This window comes from Alicyclobacillus pomorum DSM 14955 (assembly GCF_000472905.1).
GTDB classification, from domain to species: Bacteria; Bacillota; Bacilli; order Alicyclobacillales; family Alicyclobacillaceae; genus Alicyclobacillus_A; species Alicyclobacillus_A pomorum.
This window is the reverse complement of record NZ_AXAR01000007.1, coordinates 17,635-36,549: the sequence shown is the minus strand read 5'-3', so window position 1 is coordinate 36,549 and position 18,915 is coordinate 17,635. Positions and strand designations below refer to the sequence as shown.

Below are 18,915 nucleotides of genomic sequence, written 5' to 3'. Positions count from 1 at the left end.
ATAAAGGAGGATACAACCAACGTGAGTGACATCAAAGTGCCCGAGCTCGGAGAATCCATTCTGGAAGCCACTGTCGGCACCTGGCTGAAAAAAGCGGGCGAGTCGGTGGAAGCTGGGGACGCCGTGGTCGAGCTGGAAACAGACAAGGTGAACGTGGAAGTGATTGCAGAAGAGTCGGGCGTCCTTCAGACGGTTCTGAAGCAGACCGGTGAAACCGTGCAGGTCGGAGAGGTCATTGCAGTCATCGGCCAGGGTACGCCCACGGCGACTGCACCGGAACCTTCCACAAACACGGTCAAGCACCCGGCGTCGGAGACCTTGTCTGGCGCGGCTGCCAATGTAGTACACACTCCGCCCCCTGAGAGCCCAAAGGCTCCCAATGCGCCCGTGGGACAGGCCGCTCCACGTACCGCCAACAGCGGTAGGAACGCCCCTCCGCCGTTACCACCTCGTGCCACGCCAGCGGTCCGGCGAATGGCCGCAGAACGCGGCGTAGACTTGACGCAGATTCAACCGTCTGCAGTCGACGGGCGGATTCATAAAGAAGACATTCTCTCGCAATCGACACAGAGATCCGGCAACTCAGCGATGCCTGCGAACGCAACAGGACCACAGCGTACGGCGACGGTGAATCCAGCACAGGCTGACGCGTCCTCCGCTTCAAGAGAGATGCCGTACCGCTACGACGAGCGCGTACGCATGTCGCGACGTCGCCTGACCATCGCAAAGCGTTTGGTGGAAGCCCAACATACGGCTGCGATGCTGACGACGTTCAACGAAATTGACATGAGCAACGTGATAAACATCCGGAAACGCCGCAAGGAATCGTTTAAGGAGCAGTACGGTGTCGGACTTGGTTTCATGTCCTTTTTCACGAAAGCGGTCATCGGGGCACTCAAGGCCATCCCTCGGCTGAACGCCGAGATTCAAGGCGAAGACATGATCATCAAGCACTATTACGACATCGGTATCGCCGTAGCAACAGAGGCCGGACTCGTCGTGCCCGTGGTGCGTGACGCGGACCGGATGTCGTTTGCTGAGATTGAACAAGCGATTGCCTCGCTCGCGACTCGAGCGCGCAGCAACCAGTTGACACTGCAGGAGTTGCAAGGAGGCACGTTTACCATTACCAACGGCGGTACGTTCGGATCGCTCATGTCAACACCCATTCTGAACGCACCGCAAGTTGGCATTCTCGGTATGCACAAAATCCAGGAGCGCCCCGTGGCCATGAAAGGCGAAGTGGTGGTACGGCCCATGATGTACGTCGCGCTGTCCTACGACCACCGCATCGTCGACGGCAGTGAAGCTGTCCGCTTCTTGGTTAAAGTCAAAGAACTGTTGGAAGACCCGGAATCCCTTCTGCTAGAGGGATAAAGCGGCATACAAACCATGTGTTCTGGCACACTCCACACCGCCTTGTGGAACGATTGAGCGCGAGGCTGTGTGGAGCTTTTCTCTTTGTGGTGCGCTCTGAAACAAGGTTCATCACGTATTTTTTCGTCTTCGTCTCATCAGGGCATCAAACGGTAGCTCTACGGTTTGGTCTTGTGTCGTGTCAACGCCAAATGTCATGTTTTAGCGTAAACATACGAAGCCACAACCGTAATAAGCACCCATAAGATGATTGGTACTAGAATCGCCAATGGTATCAATGAGTTCGGTAAAACCCAAACAAGAATGACCATAAGAACTCCAGTTGGAAAGCCTAAATGTCCTGCTAACCGGTGCGTGCGATTCCAACTCTCCGTACTCGACAAAGTCCAAGGCGTGCGAATTCCGACCCACCAATTTGGTTGAAGACGAGGTAAAACATTTGCCAATAGCAAGATCATGATGCCCAATGTAGTCGGGCCGAATCGCATCGAAAATCGTATCGGCGCTATATTTAATACATGTTCTAGAGTCGACAGGTACATTACCCCTATGAACACAACAATGACGCCACCGATATATCGATAAGTCGACCAGAAGGACTCGTAGTTCCTTTTCTTCGGATCAATCCTCCAAAGCACATGCCACAAGAGAATGATGCCGAGCATGATTGTCGGCTCCATCAAAACCGCTTCCAGACGTGAGCCCATGTGATCCGGTTTGCCAGCCAAATTGAAATGTGTAGCGACCTGCGTCGGAAGATGATTGTAAGCTACAATTCCAAGCGCAATGGCTATAACCCACGCAAACCAGCCCCACCAAGGAACGGCATTACCCTTCATCTTCTTCACCTGAATCACCGCCTCCGAATTTGTCCAACAACCAGCTTAACCATTCTTGAATCACCGTCGTATTCAGGCGATACACCACGTACGTTCCTTCGCGCTGATCCACAACCAAATCCGCATTTTTGAGTACACTTAAGTGACGACTGACGGTTGGCTGCGCATGCGTGAAATGGCTTGCAATTTCACCAGCAGTCATGGGTCGCTCTTTGAGTAACTCGAGAATTTTCCTGCGAGTTGGGTCCGACATGGCTCTAAACACTTTGTCAAAGGGATGCCTATCTTACCTGATTGCATCGAGTGACCAGGGCATTGTCGTTGACGCAGGTCGACACACGGAGGTTTACATATCCCTGGCTAAGCAACTAGGTGTGCGTATTCAACACGTCCTAGATACCCACCTTCATGCGGACCACATCTCGGGTGGGTTCGCGTTGGCTGAAAAAACGGGAGCGAAGTACTGGATGAGCGCCGGTGAGTCCCGGGGCGGCCCGCGGGCGCATCTCGCGTTACAAGACGGGATGAGATTTGAAATGGGGTCCATCCGGACACAGGTCATTGCGTTGCCCGGCCACACGCCCGGAAGCGTCGGTTTGTGGGTGGATGAGCAGTACCTGATTTGTGGGGGGGACACCTTGTTTGTCCAGGGCATTGGAAGATCTGACCTCGGTGGACATGCGGAGGGTGGGCGCGGCTGCTCTATCGCACGCTGACGGGTCCGCTTCAAGCGCTACCCGACGATACCATCCTGTTGCCGACTCATTTTTCGGATGTTCAAGAAATCACAGAAGCCGGTTACGGTGCAGCCCGTTTGGGAGATGTCATGGGTACAATCGAGTTCAGTGAACAAGACGAGGATGCGTTTGTGGAAACCATCTTGAAGAGGGTCACCACGACACCGCCAAACTACCTGAGCATTGTGGACATTAACCGCGGTGTGTTACAAGTTGCCGAGGACGAAGCGTCGATGCTGGAAATTGGACCAAACCGCTGTGCGGTCAAGGCGTAGGTCTATGTTTTTACAAAAATAGTCTGCTTTGTACCTATAAATGGTGGTATGCTCATCTTTGAACTCTGCCCGGAAGCAAAGGGGAGAAACCATTCGTGAACAAATACGTAAGACGCTACGTCGTTCCGACACTGGGTTGCGTGGCATTCCTCGCTGTCACCGGTTGCAGCCAAGCTGCCGCCCCCGGCAACGTGATGAACAATACCGCAGTGTCGGCGCCAGCCAACAATACCGACAACACGTCTAACGCCAGCGGCACCGGCCATATGACGAATTCAGCGAACGCACCCAATCCACAGAAGGCTCCATCAACGCCAACCACAAGTGTCACTTCGGCGTCGAGCGCCGAGGAACTGGTGAAGAGTATCTTCAAGGACCAAATGGCGAAGGACCCGAAGTTACAGGTTACGACCGACCACACGTATTCAGATGGAACGCATACCGTGTATGCCGTCCACGTCTACAACGCCCTCTCGGATCATACGGGCACCATTGCGTGGATTGATGTGCGTGATGACGGAATGGTCCGGGACGGCCTGGCCCGCAACGCCTGGGGATCCGTGAATCAATTCAAGACACAGCATCCGCAATAAACCGTCCTGCGCTTCTATCGCCACATGAGCCCACCAGTAGCCGTGCGACCAAATGAAACAGGACCACGCCCGAACACCGCGAACGTGGTCCTGTTCATGTTCCGTCAGCGATTTGCAAATCGCTGACAAACGTTCCAGTCCTGTCGGTCATCACGACTGCAGGTTCTGTTGCCTCGCTTGCGCCAGCAGCCTCCGATAGTTCAAGTACATGACAATGCGCCATGGCAGAAGCATGGAAAACGCGAGTACAAAAAACAGTGCTGCTGTCTGTGGAATGGTCACGTACTCTTGGATGTATTGGTGCAACACCAGCCGCAGTACCAGCAATACCAGCAGAACCACCACAAACCCCTTGGATCGTTTGAGATATATGTCACCGCCGGACACGTACATTTTCGATGTCGCCACGAGTGGAAAGGACAGCAGCAGTCCCACCAAAATGGCAAGTCCAGCGTACGACCAACGGACGTGTGTTTGTGGTGCGACGAACATCAAGAATCCCGTACTCATTCCCAGTGGCGGAATCAGGATCTTCTTGGCGGAAGTCGGCGACTTGGATGCCTTGAGTCGCACGAAGATCACCGTCAAGGCGAACAGGACGACAATCACGCTGCTCATCCATGCTGCATGCACGACCACACGCCTCCTTTACTGTGGCGATTCTACAGCGCATTGTTTGATTATACTCAATTCATTGCCATCATGAGACAAGATCATCACTTTAGATTGTGAACTATGTCCGAATCCATGCTGGACATGTCAATGTAGTCTCGAATGATCCCGCGACGGGAACCAATCAACCCTTTTTTCCGTGCTGTATGCGATACACCGACTTGCGTGCAATCACTATGTAGCGTCGGGTCACATGAAGGACTGGTGGCTCGCTACCCTAGAATCATGGGATGACGAGCCACCGACCCCCCCTAGACTTGTTGGTGCTTGGCCGCTTCCATCTCCATCAATTTGCGCCAGAGCACCTTCCCACTTCCGGATATGGGCAAGGAGTCCACGAACTCCACAATCCGAGGACGCTTGTACGCGGCCATTTTGTCCTTTGTCCAATCGATGATGTCGTCTTCACTCACAACGCCTCGGAACTCCGGCTTCAACACGATATACGCCTTCACGGTTTCTCCGCGGCGCGCGTCGGGAACGCCAATCACACAAGCAAGTTGCACGGCTTCATGTTCAAACAACAGAGATTCCACCTCTGCCGGCCATACCTTGAATCCAGCTGCGTTGATCATCCGTTTGAGCCTGTCTACCATAAAGAAATACCCGTCTTCGTCGTAGCGAACGATATCTCCCGTGCGGAAAAATCGTTTTCCGTCGATGTTGATGAAAACCCTTTCAGTTTCCTCGGGGCGATTCCAGTACCCTTGGAAAACCTGGGGCCCGTGGACAATCAATTCTCCTTCCTCGTTCGGTCCGAGCTCTGTCAGTGATTCGGGATGAATGACTCGAGCGTCCACATCAAAAGAAGGCATCCCAAGACATTGTAGCTTGGGTCGGTCCAGCGGGTTGAAATGGGTCTGTGAAATGGTCTCCGATAATCCATATCCCTCCGCATAGCGAATGCCAGTCAATTGAAAGAGGCGTTCCCCCACTGCCTCCGGCAGTGCAGCCCCTCCCCCGCCAATGGCCGTGAGCGAAGACAAGTCGTATTGGGCGATGTTCGGATTGGACAGAAAGTCAATCAGCATGGTGGCGATGTTGGTCCACCCCGTACAGCGCATGTCGTGGATGAGCTGTGCTGCCGTCTCTCTATCCCAGCGGGTCATGAGAACCACCGTACTGCCACAGAACAGCGGAGTGAGCATGCTGTGAATCATACCGGTCACGTGAAATAGCGGCAAGGTCCCCAACACCACGGACCCCGAATTCGTTCCGGCGTGGGTTGCTCCCCCGACAATGTTGGCCTGTACTGTAGAGTGCGGGTGCATGCACCCTTTTGGACGACCTGTCGTTCCGGAAGTATACGGGAGTACAGCCAAATCGGTTCCCCGAACCTCCACGGGTGTCCATGTCACACCCGCGGTCATCGCAGCGGCCCAATTCGACACGCCGGATCTGTGGTATTCCACGCGAGTGGCAGCGACAACCTCCGGCAGCTGATACTTCGGCGTTGCCTCAATGTAATCGGAATACGCGGCGACCACCACGTGTTGTAACTCACTTTCCCCGATGAGTGGTTCAATGCGGTCGAACAACTCCTGCCCCACAATCGCGACATGAGCCCCGCAATCCTGGATGTAAAAGTGCACCTCATCGGTCATGTTCATCGGGTTGAGCGGCACGACAACGGCTCCGATGGCCAAGATGGCGTGAAATGAGATGACAAACTGTGGTGCGTTCTGCATGTAGAGTAAGACCCTGTCCCCTTTGTTCACGCCAAGTTCGCGCTGCAGGTAACCTGCGACTAAACACGTTTCGTGCAACAGCCTGTCATACTGAACCGCCGTCCCGTAGTAGTAAATCGCTGTGGTGTCCGGATACCGACGCGCGCTCACTGCTAAGTTGTCAAACAAAGTGGTCTTTGGCACGGCCAACGACGCCGGCAATTGCTTCGGCCACAATTTGCACTCGTGGTTCAACATCTGGAGACACCTCACAATCCGCTTAGATAGACTGCTGTATATTCGCAGATGTGCGGTGGAAGACCGTTTCAGTCCATCCACTCGCCCACTTTCACGTGTCCCTTGAGCAAGTTGCGCGCAATGATGAACCGTTGAATTTCGTCCGTTCCGTCGAAAATTCGAAGCAACCGCATTTCCCGGTACCAACGTTCAATCGGAAGTTCTTTGGTGTAGCCCATTCCACCGTGAATTTGCAGTACGCGGTCAACCACCCGGTTCGCCATATTCGCCCCGTACAATTTAGACATGGATGCCTGATGGCGATTGTCCAATCCCTGGTCAAGCATCCACGCTGCGCGCAGTGTAATCCACTTGGCCGCTTCAATCTCAACCGCCGAGTCTGCAATCATCCACTGAATCGCTTGACGCTCTGCGATAGGCTTACCGAACGTGACGCGCGTTTTCGCATGGTCAATCGCCATTTGCAACAAACGTTCTGCGGATCCGAGGGCTCGCGCGACAATGACCCAACGGGCCGCACCAATCCACTGAAATCCCAGATTCAGGCCGCCGCCAAGGGTTCCGAGAATGTTTTCTTCCGGAACCCGAACATCTTCGAAGACGAGCGCAGCCGGATCCCACTCGCCCATCGTCGGGATACGCTCTGAGCGCCACCCCATCTCCCGGTCCACCAGGAAGCAGGTCACCCCACCGTGCGCACCTTTCTCCTTGTCCGTCACAGCGAACACCATGGCGAAATCCGCATCGTTCCCGTTGGTGATGAATATCTTTTCCCCATTCAACACCCATTCGTTCCCATCTTTCACGGCCGACATGCGGATATTACTTGTATCAGAACCTGCCCCCGGTTCCGTTAATGCGAAGCATGAGCGCCTTTTGCCTTCAATGGTGGGAATCAAGTACTTCTTCTTCTGTTCCTCGTTGCAGTAATAGAGAATGTTGTCAGCTTGGCCACCAAAAGAAAACGGGACAAACGTCCGTCCGAGTTCCATCCATGTAATGGCACTCATCAAGGAGCCCAAATTTGCGCCCCCGTACTCTTCCGGTGTGTTGATGCCCCAAAAACCAAGCTCCTTGGCTTTCAGTTGAAGCGCTTTCAATTCGTCCGAAGTGATACCTGGCCGCCCTTCGCGCTCGTTGCGGAGCACCTGCTGTTCAAGCGGCATGAGCTCGTTCTTCACGAACTCTCGAATGGTCCGCTGCACCATTTTCTGTTCCTGCGTAAGTGAGAAATCCACCCGAAATCCTCCCTCTGAGAGAACTCATATGTCTCTCTACGCATCATCTGTTGCTGCACGCGACCGTCTCTATCGGACAACAGTACTCCGTCATGATAGTCACGTATTTTCATTATATTCTAAAAATAAACGAATTCCGAACAATTGAAATGCAAAAGTAAATAGAACACACCTAGCAAGTCTGTATATCTCTGCAGTCCAATAGAAACAGGCCTGCGGTGTGAGGATTACGAAAGATCCTCACAGCCGTAGGCCTGCTGCGTAACTCTGCCTATCCGTATTCATGGGGTCGCCCGGACCTACAGGACTTTTGAAAGAAAATCCTGCGCCCTCGTGGTCTGCGGCTTCGCAAAAAACTGCTCCGGCGGGGCAACCTCCAACAAAACCCCACCTTCCAAGAAACACACTCTATCGGCGACTTCCCGGGCGAACCCCATCTCATGCGTCACAATGACCATCGTCATCCCCGTGTGCGCAAGGGATTTGATGACGTCCAATACTTCCTTGACCATTTCCGGGTCCAGCGCAGATGTAGGTTCATCAAACAACATGATGTCCGGCTCCATGGCGAGCGCTCGGGCAATGGCCACGCGTTGCTTTTGCCCGCCAGAGAGTGTCGACGGATACACGTGAGCCTTATCTCGCAGTCCCACACGCGCCAGAAGTTCGCTTGCCTTTGCTCGCGCCTCTTCTTTGGATAGATTTTTTACGTTGATGGGCGCGTATGTGAGATTGTCCAGTACGCTCATATGCGGAAACAAGTGAAAATGTTGAAACACCATTCCAATTTTTGACCGAACCTTTGTGATGTTGACGCCTCGCGCCGTAATGTCCACGCCGTTGATTCGTACCTGGCCTTCTGTCGGCACCTCGAGTAGATTCATGCAACGCAACAGTGTCGATTTTCCAGATCCGGACGGACCAATCACGGCCACCACTTCGCCCTTCGCAATGTCGAGCGAGACGTCGTTCAATACTTTTAAACTACCAAACGACTTGGACACATGTTTAAGCTCTATCACTGCGACGAAGCCTCCTTTCCAAGGCACGCCCAAACCACGTGAGGATCATCACGAGTACGTAGTAGATGCCCGCAATGAAAATGAGCGGTTCAAAATACACGAATCGCTGACCCATCACAACATCTGCGCGCCGAAGTAGGTCACTCGCCGCTATGGTGGATACCAATGTCGAATCTTTCAATAATGCAATCCCTTCGTTGACGAGAGCGGGCAAAATGTTTTTGACTGCCTGAGGCAGGATGATATCCGCCATCATCTTGCGGTACGGAACGCCAAGGGACAGCGCAGCTTCCCGCTGCCCCTTGTCCACGGCCAAAATGCCGGCTCGAATTGTTTCCGAAACATAGGCCGCCGAATTCAAGGAGAACGTAATCACCCCAGCCTGCAACGCCGGAATGTCATAACCAGTCAATTGCGGTGTCGCATAAAAGACGAGTCCCAGCTGAACCAGCAAAGGCGTTCCGCGAAAGACAGACGTGTAGGCAATCCCAAACCACCGAAGCGGTGCAAACTTTGAAATCTTGATGATGGACAACAAAGTGCCCAAGATAAATCCAAACACCAGAGACAGAAGGGTGAACTCGAGCGTCACCAGCACACCCTGCAGCATAAACGGAATATCCGGGACAATTACAGAGAAGTTAATCGGCATGATGTAACAGGCTCCTCACCACACGTTGCTTACTTCTGGCCGCTGAACCACTTGTCTGCCAGCTGTTGCAACTCTCCGTCTTGCTTCATTTTTTCAATTGCGGTGTTGAACTTGGAAACCCACTTCGACCCTTTCGGGAACGCAATCGCTGAACCATTGGATTTGACCCCTGGAATCTCGTTGATCTGGAGGCTCGGATTGTTCTGCACATATCCTTTGGCTACGGTATCCTCTATCACAGCCGCTTGGGCGCGGTTGGTTACGACTTCTTGAACGACGTTCGGAATCGTATTGAGAGATTCCACCTTCACTCCTGGAATCGCCTTTGCCGCTGTTTCTTGAACTGAGCCGAGCTGTGCAGCGACGGTTTCACCCTTTAAGTCGTCCAGGCTCTTCACGGCGTGCCCCTTCTTGGTCAATACGATATTCGTCGCCTGATAATAGACGTCTGAGAAATCCACACTCTTCTTTCGCTCCGCCGTCGGCGTCATACCCGCAATGACAAAATCAGCTCGTCCGGATTGAAGCGCACCAATGAGGCCGTCAAAATCCATGTCCTCGACCTTGATGTTAAAGTGCAACTGCTTTGCAATCGCGTTCGCAACATCCATGTCAAATCCAACAATTTTGTCCTGACCACTGGACGTGTCATGGAACTCATAGGGTTTATAGTCTGCCGAGGTTGCAAGTACGAGGGTCGGCCCTCCCGCACTCGGTGTTGCTCCGGTGCTCGACGTACGGTTGTCTGAACTCGGTGCGCCGCACCCTGTGAGCACTGACATCAAAGCAACGGAAGTAGCCATCGTAGATATCCATGCTGTCTTTTTCATGTAGTGAACCCCTTTTCTACTAGAAACATGATGTACGAACCTCACTGCATAATTTATAATTGATTACGTATATTTATGCAATCCTTATTTTTTATTTACCAAAATATAACATTGTGTCGTTGTGATAAATTAAATATATCATTGATTTTAAAAATTGCAATATTTCATCACATCGAACCACTCTTGTAGAATTTTGCGAGTTACTCAGTCAAAAGGAGCGCATCCGATGAATTATGAATCTTTATTTCCTACAAATGTAAAAGTAGCATTGATGAACGATCCCCCCGGCGCCTGGATGCCGCAACTTCCCGAGTCATGCATCCGCCTCAGCGCCGGATATCCGGCACCCGAGTTGGTACCGTCTGAGCAAGTCAGATCTGCAGTCAACCGCCTCATTCACCAGGAACGCGACCTACCGTTACACTATTTGGGCAGTCCACGAGTTGACTTCCTGCGCGCACAATTGCAGGAACGCTTGAAACACCGCGGCATCGATATCCGCGAGCACGAATTACTTGTGACCTCAGGAGGCTGTCAGGCGATTGATTTGATTGCCAAAGTGCTGCTAGATGATGCCTGCGTCGTGGCGGTTGAGGCACCCACGTATATGGAAGCTTTGGAGATCTTTCGGAACTACACGCATCAGATTGTGAGCGTTCCGATGGACGAATGGGGTCTCCAGACCGATGTTCTTGAGACCGTGCTGACGAAGAGAACAGACGCCGGCCTTCCGATGCCGCGCTTTTTATATACGATTCCGTCATTCCATAACCCCACGGGCACCACACTGCCGCTAGAGAGGCGTCTGAAGTTACTGAAACTGGCGGAAGCGTTTGATTTTCTCATCGTGGAGGACGACGCGTACGGAGAGTTGTCATTTGCAAACGCCCCCGTGCCCCTGAAAGCCATGGACCGGTCCGGGCGCGTGGTGTACGTGGGTTCCCTGTCAAAAGTCGTGGCCCCGGGGTTGCGCGTCGGCTGGATTGCGGGCCCTCAAACATTGGTGCATGCTTGTTCGTGGTTCAAAAAAGACCTGGATCACCCATTCGCGCAAGCCACCATGGCTGCCTATTTACAAGACGTAGATTTTACAAAACGTGTGGAAGCGTTACGAGTGGCGTACCGCAAACGGCGTGATACGATGATGCGGGCTCTCGACACCTACATGCCAGCGTTCGCTTCATGGCACGTGCCAGAGGGTGGTTTTTTTGTCTGGTTGCACATCCCAGAGATAGATACCACGAAGTTGCTCTACAAGGCCCTGGACAGGGGCGTGTCATTTGTCCCGGGGCAGTACTTCTTCGTGAATCCAGCCGACGGACGTCACTTTTTGCGGCTTTCGTTCAGTTATGTAGACGAAGAGCAAATGGTGAAAGGTGTTCAAACACTCGGTCAACTGCTCACTTGAACGAAAACCAGGCCTGCTATGTGAGGTGCAAACAACATCTCACATCTGCAGGCCTGCTCGGTGACCTCCGCCCATCCTTTCTCCTTCCCCATGCTTTCAGAACACTTTCTTGCTGGAATGGTGCTCTTTCAAAATCTCCACGGCTTCCCGGAAGCGCAGCGAGTGCACAATCTCGCGCTCTCGCAGGAATTTGAGCGCGTCCTGAATGTCGACGTCGTCCGTGATGTCAATCAGCCACTGGTACGTGGCGCGCGCCTTCTCCTCCGCTGCGATGTCTTCGTAGAGGTCTGCAATCGGATCCCCCTTCGCTTGTATGTAGGTCGCTGTCCAGGGAATGCCAGCCGCGTTGTGGTAGGAGAGCGCGTTGTCGTGGTCCGCAAAGTGCCCATCCAATCCAGCCGCTTTCATCTGCTCCGGGGTCGCGTCTTTGGTGAGTTTGTACACCATGGTAGCAATCATCTCAAGGTGAGCAAATTCCTCGGTGCCGATGTCGGTCAGCAGGCCTATCACTTTGTCAGGGATGCTGTAGCGTTGGTTTAAGTAACGTAGTGCGGCTGCCAGTTCACCGTCTGCGCCGCCATACTGTTCAATCAGGAATTTGGCGAGTTTCGGATCGCACTTGCTGACTCGAACCGGATACTGTAACTTCTTTTCGTAAATCCACACGCGGGCATCCCTCCTCTGATCCCGTCTCCGCGCCGCGCATCTACACTTGCCAGGGCCATGGACTGGACGACCAGGTCCATGTTTGTCCGGGCGGGCTGTTTCCGAACTCCTGCAGGGGGCCGAACGCCATTTCGAACTGCTGCATCAGTACGCGTTTTCGGCGTTGAAACTGAGTAAACTGCGCGAGCGCTTGCTGGTCATCAGGATGGGTGTCCAAATACAGCGTCAATTCCACAAGCACAAAGTCCACCGTCTGCAGTTCATGCATGTATTGGTAATACTCCTTGGAGATGGACTCGCTCATGCCTGACTCCCCCTCTTGTAGCGTGCTTCGTACGGGCTGTACAAGTCTGGCCACAGTGTTCCATGTTTCAACGCCTCTCGGGGAGAGAATTGCTTGAGTCCTTCGGGTTGGTATGTGATGTATTGGTTCGGCGGAACAACGTAGGCTTTGGGCAAGGGAGGACAAGGGTCAAACGGACTGCGGAATGGTTGATGTGAACGCCACTGCCCATCCACGGTCAGACCTCCTCTCGTGCTATCGAAAACTGGCTCACAAAAGGGATATATGCAGAGTGGACGCCCAACAGAAGGAAGACAAGACCAGAATGGGCAGGATTGAAAGTGGCTGGAGCGAGGATTAGTGCAGAATCAGCACAACGAGGAGTCCCACGATGACACCACCAAGCACTTCCACAGGTTTGTGCCCAACGTGTTCATCGAGCACAGGCCAGTCGACGAGCCACCACGGCGATTTCGCCACTGGAATGGGGCGTAGCTCACCCGCGGCCACACTCGCAGGCGCAGAGGGATGTGTAGACTCTGCCGCAGACGTCTTGAGTTCATGCAACAAGCGGTTGAGGACAGCGGCCTGCCGCCCTGTCTGCCAACGCACGCCGGCGGCGTCATACATGACAACCAAGGCCACGAAGATGGCGATGCCAAGCACCGGATCGTCTCCACCGTAACGAAGCCAGAGTTCGGCGACAAGTGCCACGACAAGCGCGGTGTGCGAGCTTGGCATTCCACCGGATCTGCGCATCAGCTGCCAGTCCCACCGCCTCAGTCGCAACATAATCAGCAACGGTTTGAGAACTTGGGCAGTCATCATGGCAAGCAAGGGGCTGATCCAGATGTATTGACCATTGCCCAACATTCGTACTTCTCCCCCAGTACTTACGTAATCACAACAAAATGTGTCCTATTGCAAATCATACACCGAGAACATCATACGGCGCGAGGCGCACGAATACGGGTAGTGATTTAATGGTTGCCGTTTGGACAAACTCATCCGTGAACTGTCCCATCAGGCGGTACAGCGCCCGCTGGTCCAACCATGAAGACACGACGAGTGTCATCGAGAAGACCTTACACTCCACGTACGGATATTGGTAATATAAAAAAGAGCAATGCCCATGGATTACGAACTCATGCGCGCGGTCCGGCGCGCATAGAAACAGGAATTGGCGTACATACGCGATGGACGCACACCCGTGTACCGCATTCTTCTAACTCACAGCAAAGGGGTACCCAATTTGCATCATCATCTGGCTCACTTGTTATCAACCTATGGATATTGGGGACTGTGCGGCGGTCTGGCACTCGAATACCTGTTTATTCCAGTCCCTGGCGAAACCATGCTGACTACCATCGGCATCCTCTGGCAAAATCCAAAGTACCACCTTCACTTGTTCTGGCTTTTGCTGTCCACAACCGCGGGCACATTTTCAGGTGCGATGTTTGCATATCTCGTTGGCCGAGCATTGGGCCGTCCGTTTCTCATTCGTTTCGGCAAATACATTCGATTGACACCTGAGCGCATTGACAAGGTCGGCAAACTCTTTACCAAGTATACCGTACCGACCCTCATCTTTTCGCGGTACATTGCGGGCATTCGAATCATCGTGCCGTACATTGCCGGCATTAACCGGGTGCGCCTGCTCGTGTTTGCACCCGTCATGCTGATCAGTTCGCTGATGTGGACGGCAACGTTCATCCTGGCTGGGTCCGTCATCGAAAAGGCCTGGGCTCGGTTTATCGAAAACTGGCAACGCAACATTATCCCGGCCCTGATTGTACTCCTGATTCTGGTCGTTCTGTACATCTACATTCACCGCTGGATGAAACGAAAACTGGAAGTCGAAGACAGTGGTGACCACGCGGATGAGGACCCGACTTCCCCTTCCGATTCAAACCATCGGCCATAGCTAGCCTGTCACCTTGTGCCTCACTGCCGTTGCCGGAACATCTCGTACAACAAGACCGCCCCGGCAATGGCGGCATTCAGGCTTTCTGCCATTCCAGCCATCGGAATTTTCACCTGATGTGTCCCCGCATCGACGATGTCTCGAGACACGCCAAATGCCTCACTGCCAATCGCCAACAGAGAAGGTTTCTGAAAGTCAACTTCGTAACAGACCAGGTCCGCCCCAGCTGCGGTGACCAGGACTTGCCCGTCCGGCCACTTGTTCCGCCACGCATCCACGTAATCCTTGCTGCCGCAAGAGAGCACGGGAACGCGAAAGAGACCGCCCATCGTGGCGCGCACAACCTTCGGAGAGAACGGATCCGCCGTTCCAGTGCCGCAACACACTTCGCCAACCGCAAAAGCGTCGGCAGAACGGATGATGGTGCCGACATTCCCCGGATCCTGAACTCCATCCAACAACAGTGTGTGTGACGCCAGTTGAGCCTTATCCAACCCGGCGTTATCCGGGATTTTTGCAATGGCAGCCACACCTTGCGGCGTCATCGTGTCGCTCACGGTGGAGAACGCTCCGGGAGACAACTCAAACATCGGAACGCCCCGTTCCAAAGCGGCATCCGTTATCTGCTCTGGCAACTCGTCACTTCCGACGTCCCACAACAGGGCGTCCACCTGCAACGAGGACCTCAACAACTCCTCAACGAGCCGCATTCCTTCCACCAGGAACGAGCCGTGGGCCATCCTACCCTTCTTTGTCTTCAACGCAGCCCACGCTTTGACGCGCGGATTTTGTGGTGACTCCAAGTACACGCCAAAATCCCCCTCACAACTGGAACGCTTTTTCCCCGCCAAGATGAAAAAACCGGCCGAAGTTCGGCCGGAACTGTCGATTACGCTTGTAATTTGGACTTCGCTACACTTGCCAATTCAGCAAACGCCTTGCTGTCCGTGACCGCGAGGTCCGCCAACATCTTGCGGTTCACGTCCACGCCAGCCAACTTCAAACCATGCATGAACCGATTGTAGGACAATCCGTTCATGCGCGCTGCGGCATTGATACGTTGAATCCACAGGCGACGGAAATCGCGCTTGCGGGCGCGACGGTCGCGGTACGCGTACATCAAGGACTTCATGACTTGTTGCTTCGCTGTACGGAACAGTCTATGCTTGGATCCGCGATATCCACGGGCAAGCTTCAATACTTTTTTATGACGCCGACGTGTCACCACGCCGCCTTTCACTCGTGCCATTTCTAAATTCCTCCCTGTTCATCGGCAAAATCGATGGTTCGCCACGAATCACACAGACATGGTGTTCGACATTACTTCAGGTAAGTAACCATGTCCTTGATGCGGCGAATGTCGCTGGTGGAAACCCCGGTCGTGCCGCGCAGGTGACGTTTACGTTTCGGACTCTTGCCTTCGGCCTTGTGGTACGCGAACGCATGAGCTCTCTTCAGCTGTCCGGAAGCGGTTCTTTTCAAGCGCTTGGACAGGCCGCTGTGCGTCTTCATTTTTGGCATATCGAAATCCTCCGTTTCGTTGACCATTTCTCCGGTACGTCCAGGGTACAAGGACAAGTGCAAGACGGAATGTACACGTGACTACGCATTGTTTTGCTGTTTCGGCGCAAGAATCATAATCATGTTGCGCCCTTCCAGCCTTGGTGCGCGTTCCATTGCACCCCACTCAGAAGCCGCACCCGCCAGTTTCGTCAGCAGTTGGTGGCCAATGTTGGAATGCGTGATTTCACGTCCGCGAAAACGCACTGTCACTTTAACCTTGTCTCCATCCTGGAGGAACTTCAGGACGTTTTTCAGCTTCACCTGAAAGTCGTGCTCCTCGATGTGCGGCGTCATACGGACTTCCTTCAACACGACAACCTTCTGGTTCTTCCGAGCTTCCTTTTCTTTCTTACTTTGCTCGTACTTGAACTTGCCGTAGTCCATAATGCGACAGACTGGCGGTCTTGCCGTTGGCGCTACATTGACCAAATCGAGGTTTTTCTCCTCCGCTATCCTGCGCGCATCACGGACGTTCATGATGCCAAGCTGCGCACCATCCACATCAATCACGCGCACTTCGCGAGCGCGAATTCCGTCATTGACTTGAAAATCTTCTTTGCTAATACCCTGTCACCTCCAGAGTGTAATGGGACATCTTCGGGACCAAACAAAACGGCGCGGATGGGTCATCCGCGCCTCTCTCGTGTGTCTTTCATCAGAGCGCATCAAATCCACGTTCAATGCGCGCAAGAATCTTGAGAAAGGAACCCGTCGGCCCACGCCCACAAGGTGAGAAGCTCTTGCTTCTGCTTGTTCAGCATATTGAAGATGCCATACGCCTGACATTTTACATGAGCAGCGCTCAACCGTCAACTGCCTCTGTATCTGAAGCTCATGACCGCCCCGTCTTCGAACCCATGCACCGTTTGAACGCCGAGACGCCCTCAAGGCTGCACCAGCAACGCCTTGCTATCCACTTCTTTTCGCAGTTGTCGCTCGAACGCTTCGATGCTCATGGAACCGAGATCCCCTTGACCGTACTTGCGTACGCTCAGAGCACCTGCGCTCTGTTCCTTTTCTCCGACGACAAGTGTGTACGGAATTTTGTTCACTTGCGCCTCGCGAATCTTATATCCGATTTTTTCCGAGCGGCCGTCCACTTCCACGCGGAATCCTTGCTGCCGAAGCCGATCCGCCACTTCTTCCGCATATGGCACGTAGTCCCCTGCCACCGTTGCAATTCTTGCCTGCACCGGCGCCAGCCAGGTGGGAAATGCGCCCTTGTACTGCTCCAACAAGAAGGCCACAAAACGCTCCATCGTCCCAACAATACCGCGGTGGATAACGACAGGACGGTGCGCCTTGCCATCTTCACCGATGTACTCCAGGTCGAAGCGGTTGGGCAGGTGGAAGTCCAGTTGCACCGTAGACAGTGTTTCGTCTTTGCCAAGCGCCGTTTTCACCTGGACGTCCAATTTTGGCCCGTAGAAGGCCGCTTCGCCAGGCGCGACGACGTAGTCCAGTCCAAGGTCATCCATGGCCTGCTTCAACATGGTCTGTGCCTTTTCCCACATCTCGTCGTTCTGCACGTACTTCTGCTTATCTTCTGGATCCCGGAACGACAGACGATGGTAGTAATCCTTGATGCCGAAATCCTTGTATACCCGTTCAATGAGCTTCACAACGCGCGTGAACTCTTCTTGGATTTGATCCGGGCGCAGGAAGATGTGGGCATCGTTCAAGGTCATGGAACGCACACGTTGCAGACCTGCCAAAGCACCCGACATCTCGTAGCGGTGCATGGTACCCAGTTCGGCAATGCGCAGCGGCATGTCGCGGTAACTGTGCATTTCCGACCGGAACACCATCATGTGATGCGGACAGTTCATCGGGCGCAGCACAAGTTCCTCGTTGTCCATCTGCATCGGCGGGTACATGTCCTCGTGGTAGTGCTCCCAGTGTCCAGAAATCTTATAAAGCTCCACGTTGGCCAGGTGTGGCGTGTACACATGGTGGTACCCGAGGCTTTCTTCAAGGTCCACAATGTATCTCTCAATCACTCGCCGAACCTTCGCACCTTTGGGCAGCCACAGCGGGAGACCTTGGCCAACTTCTTTGGACAACATGAAGATGCCCAGTTCCTTTCCCAATTTCCGATGGTCTCGTTGGCGCGCCTCTTCAAGCAGTCGCAGGTGTTCTTCGAGGTCAGACTTCTTCGCGAACGCCACTGCGTAAACCCGAGTCAACTGTTCGCGAGAAGAATCCCCACGCCAGTACGCTCCCGCAATGGACATCAACTTGAAATACTTGATACGGCCTGTGGACGGCAAGTGCGGCCCACGGCACAGATCCGCAAACTCACCTTGGCGGTAGATGGTGATGGTCTCCGACTCCGGCAGGTCATTGATAATCTCCACCTTGAAGCGGTCTTCCCGTTCCGAAAACATCTTGAGTGCTTCTTCGCGGGACAGCACTTCGCGAATGACCGGATAATCTTCCTTGATAATTTTGCGCATCTCTTCTTCAATCAGGGGCAAGTCTTCTGGTGTAAAGACATGATCCGCAAAGTCGTAGTAAAACCCGTTTTCAATCACGGGCCCAATGGCAAACTTCGTTCCCGGGAAGATGCGCGCGACTGCCTGCGCCATGACATGTGCGCACGTGTGGCGCATGACATCTACGCCTTCCGGGTCTTTCAAGGTCAGCAATTCCAATTCCACATTGCCATCCAGCTCGCGCGACAGGTCGACCACCTTGCCATTGACTTTGGCAGCCACCGCCTCCCGCGCCAGACCGGCGCTGATGGAAGCGGCAATGTCAGAAAAACGAGTGCCTGCGGGATAACTTCTCACAGACCCGTCTTTGAGTGTCACTTGATACTCCGCCAAGACCATTCCACTCCTTTTCGTAAGCATGTCGTATTCTGTCTGGGGAAAAATAAAAACGCTCCCGCCCCAACAAAGGGACGAGA

Annotated in this window: 24 protein-coding genes; 6 read left to right on the top strand and 18 right to left on the bottom strand. The window is 53.6% G+C overall.

The features are described 5' to 3' along the window. Positions 1–21 precede the first annotated feature (21 nt). Positions 22–1,377 carry a 2-oxoglutarate dehydrogenase complex dihydrolipoyllysine-residue succinyltransferase gene (gene odhB, locus YWK_RS0108760; protein ID WP_026964496.1) on the top strand — a complete coding sequence of 452 codons (1,356 nt, stop codon included), beginning with the start codon at positions 22–24 and terminating at the stop codon, positions 1,375–1,377. A gap of 194 nt (positions 1,378–1,571) precedes the next feature. Here the strand turns inward: odhB and YWK_RS0108755 are convergent, their stop codons facing one another. Both YWK_RS0108755 and YWK_RS0108750 read right to left on the bottom strand, forming a co-directional pair. Next, entirely contained in the window at positions 1,572–2,216 is a 645-nt protein-coding gene (locus YWK_RS0108755; protein WP_026964495.1) for an SdpI family protein, read from the bottom strand. After that, entirely contained in the window at positions 2,206–2,469 is a 264-nt protein-coding gene (locus YWK_RS0108750) for an autorepressor SdpR family transcription factor (RefSeq protein ID WP_035466565.1), read from the bottom strand. Before YWK_RS0108750 ends, YWK_RS0108755 begins: the two co-directional genes overlap by 11 nt. On the opposite strand from YWK_RS0108750, the gene YWK_RS20950 reads away from it, so the two are divergent. The 3 genes from YWK_RS20950 to YWK_RS0108740 all read left to right on the top strand — a co-directional run bounded on the left by YWK_RS20950 (position 2,468) and on the right by YWK_RS0108740 (position 3,821). Then, a complete protein-coding gene (locus YWK_RS20950; RefSeq protein ID WP_169727159.1) occupies positions 2,468–2,932 on the top strand; it encodes an MBL fold metallo-hydrolase in 465 nt (154 codons plus the stop codon). The two genes, YWK_RS0108750 and YWK_RS20950, sit on opposite strands and share 2 nt — an antisense overlap. A 38-nt stretch (positions 2,933–2,970) precedes the next feature. Then, entirely contained in the window at positions 2,971–3,228 is a 258-nt protein-coding gene (locus YWK_RS20945; RefSeq protein ID WP_156909095.1) for a hypothetical protein, read from the top strand. A 95-nt stretch (positions 3,229–3,323) separates the two neighbouring features. Then, complete coding sequence (locus YWK_RS0108740) at positions 3,324–3,821, top strand: hypothetical protein (RefSeq protein ID WP_026964493.1); 498 nt, start codon at positions 3,324–3,326, stop codon at positions 3,819–3,821. A 150-nt stretch (positions 3,822–3,971) separates the two neighbouring features. Here YWK_RS0108740 and YWK_RS0108735 read toward each other — a convergent pair whose 3' ends face one another. The 6 genes from YWK_RS0108735 to YWK_RS0108710 form a co-directional block, all read right to left on the bottom strand. Beyond that, complete coding sequence (locus tag YWK_RS0108735; protein WP_342664241.1) at positions 3,972–4,454, bottom strand: CcdC family protein; 483 nt, start codon at positions 4,452–4,454, stop codon at positions 3,972–3,974. Between the two features lie 290 nt (positions 4,455–4,744). After that, positions 4,745–6,418 (bottom strand): long-chain fatty acid--CoA ligase, encoded by a 1,674-nt coding sequence (locus tag YWK_RS0108730; RefSeq protein WP_026964491.1) that lies wholly within the window; start codon positions 6,416–6,418, stop codon positions 4,745–4,747. Between the two features lie 68 nt (positions 6,419–6,486). Further along, on the bottom strand, positions 6,487–7,656 hold the full coding sequence (locus tag YWK_RS0108725; protein ID WP_026964490.1) for an acyl-CoA dehydrogenase family protein: 1,170 nt from the start codon (positions 7,654–7,656) through the stop codon (positions 6,487–6,489). 299 nt (positions 7,657–7,955) lie between these two features. Continuing rightward, positions 7,956–8,678, bottom strand: coding sequence for an amino acid ABC transporter ATP-binding protein (locus YWK_RS0108720; protein ID WP_026964489.1), 723 nt, complete (start codon positions 8,676–8,678; stop codon positions 7,956–7,958). Then, entirely contained in the window at positions 8,665–9,330 is a 666-nt protein-coding gene (locus tag YWK_RS0108715; RefSeq protein WP_026964488.1) for an amino acid ABC transporter permease, read from the bottom strand. Before YWK_RS0108715 ends, YWK_RS0108720 begins: the two co-directional genes overlap by 14 nt. Before the next feature lie 29 nt (positions 9,331–9,359). Continuing rightward, a complete protein-coding gene (locus YWK_RS0108710) occupies positions 9,360–10,160 on the bottom strand; it encodes a transporter substrate-binding domain-containing protein (protein ID WP_026964487.1) in 801 nt (266 codons plus the stop codon). 226 nt (positions 10,161–10,386) lie between these two features. Between YWK_RS0108710 and YWK_RS0108705 the strand changes: the two genes are divergently transcribed. After that, positions 10,387–11,568: an aminotransferase-like domain-containing protein gene (locus tag YWK_RS0108705; protein ID WP_026964486.1), complete on the top strand. Its 1,182-nt coding sequence runs from the start codon at positions 10,387–10,389 to the stop codon at positions 11,566–11,568. A gap of 96 nt (positions 11,569–11,664) precedes the next feature. On the opposite strand, the gene YWK_RS0108700 is transcribed toward YWK_RS0108705, so the two are convergent. The 5 genes from YWK_RS0108700 to YWK_RS21860 form a co-directional block, all read right to left on the bottom strand. Then, the gene (locus YWK_RS0108700; RefSeq protein WP_026964485.1) at positions 11,665–12,234 is read right to left on the bottom strand and encodes a manganese catalase family protein; all 570 of its coding nucleotides are present in this window, start codon (positions 12,232–12,234) and stop codon (positions 11,665–11,667) included. Between the two features lie 40 nt (positions 12,235–12,274). After that, positions 12,275–12,538: a spore coat protein CotJB gene (locus YWK_RS0108695; protein ID WP_026964484.1), complete on the bottom strand. Its 264-nt coding sequence runs from the start codon at positions 12,536–12,538 to the stop codon at positions 12,275–12,277. Next, on the bottom strand, positions 12,535–12,753 hold the full coding sequence (locus tag YWK_RS0108690; protein ID WP_026964483.1) for a spore coat associated protein CotJA: 219 nt from the start codon (positions 12,751–12,753) through the stop codon (positions 12,535–12,537). Before YWK_RS0108690 ends, YWK_RS0108695 begins: the two co-directional genes overlap by 4 nt. Positions 12,754–12,874: 121 nt before the next feature. After that, positions 12,875–13,390: a divergent PAP2 family protein gene (locus tag YWK_RS0108685; protein WP_026964482.1), complete on the bottom strand. Its 516-nt coding sequence runs from the start codon at positions 13,388–13,390 to the stop codon at positions 12,875–12,877. A gap of 55 nt (positions 13,391–13,445) precedes the next feature. Further along, on the bottom strand, positions 13,446–13,592 hold the full coding sequence (locus tag YWK_RS21860) for a hypothetical protein (RefSeq protein WP_156909094.1): 147 nt from the start codon (positions 13,590–13,592) through the stop codon (positions 13,446–13,448). A 177-nt stretch (positions 13,593–13,769) separates the two neighbouring features. Here YWK_RS21860 and YWK_RS0108675 point away from each other — a divergent pair, with 177 nt between their 5' ends. After that, a complete protein-coding gene (locus YWK_RS0108675; RefSeq protein ID WP_026964481.1) occupies positions 13,770–14,441 on the top strand; it encodes a DedA family protein in 672 nt (223 codons plus the stop codon). Between the two features lie 20 nt (positions 14,442–14,461). Here YWK_RS0108675 and YWK_RS0108670 read toward each other — a convergent pair whose 3' ends face one another. The 5 genes from YWK_RS0108670 to thrS all read right to left on the bottom strand — a co-directional run bounded on the left by YWK_RS0108670 (position 14,462) and on the right by thrS (position 18,832). Continuing rightward, a complete protein-coding gene (locus tag YWK_RS0108670) occupies positions 14,462–15,250 on the bottom strand; it encodes a TrmH family RNA methyltransferase (protein WP_026964480.1) in 789 nt (262 codons plus the stop codon). 80 nt (positions 15,251–15,330) lie between these two features. Then, the gene (gene rplT, locus YWK_RS0108665) at positions 15,331–15,690 is read right to left on the bottom strand and encodes a 50S ribosomal protein L20 (RefSeq protein ID WP_026964479.1); all 360 of its coding nucleotides are present in this window, start codon (positions 15,688–15,690) and stop codon (positions 15,331–15,333) included. A gap of 71 nt (positions 15,691–15,761) precedes the next feature. Then, entirely contained in the window at positions 15,762–15,962 is a 201-nt protein-coding gene (gene rpmI / locus YWK_RS0108660; protein WP_026964478.1) for a 50S ribosomal protein L35, read from the bottom strand. A gap of 81 nt (positions 15,963–16,043) precedes the next feature. After that, entirely contained in the window at positions 16,044–16,568 is a 525-nt protein-coding gene (gene infC, locus YWK_RS0108655; protein ID WP_084453586.1) for a translation initiation factor IF-3, read from the bottom strand. Between the two features lie 320 nt (positions 16,569–16,888). Further along, positions 16,889–18,832: a threonine--tRNA ligase gene (gene thrS, locus YWK_RS0108650; RefSeq protein WP_026964476.1), complete on the bottom strand. Its 1,944-nt coding sequence runs from the start codon at positions 18,830–18,832 to the stop codon at positions 16,889–16,891. Positions 18,833–18,915 lie beyond the last annotated feature (83 nt).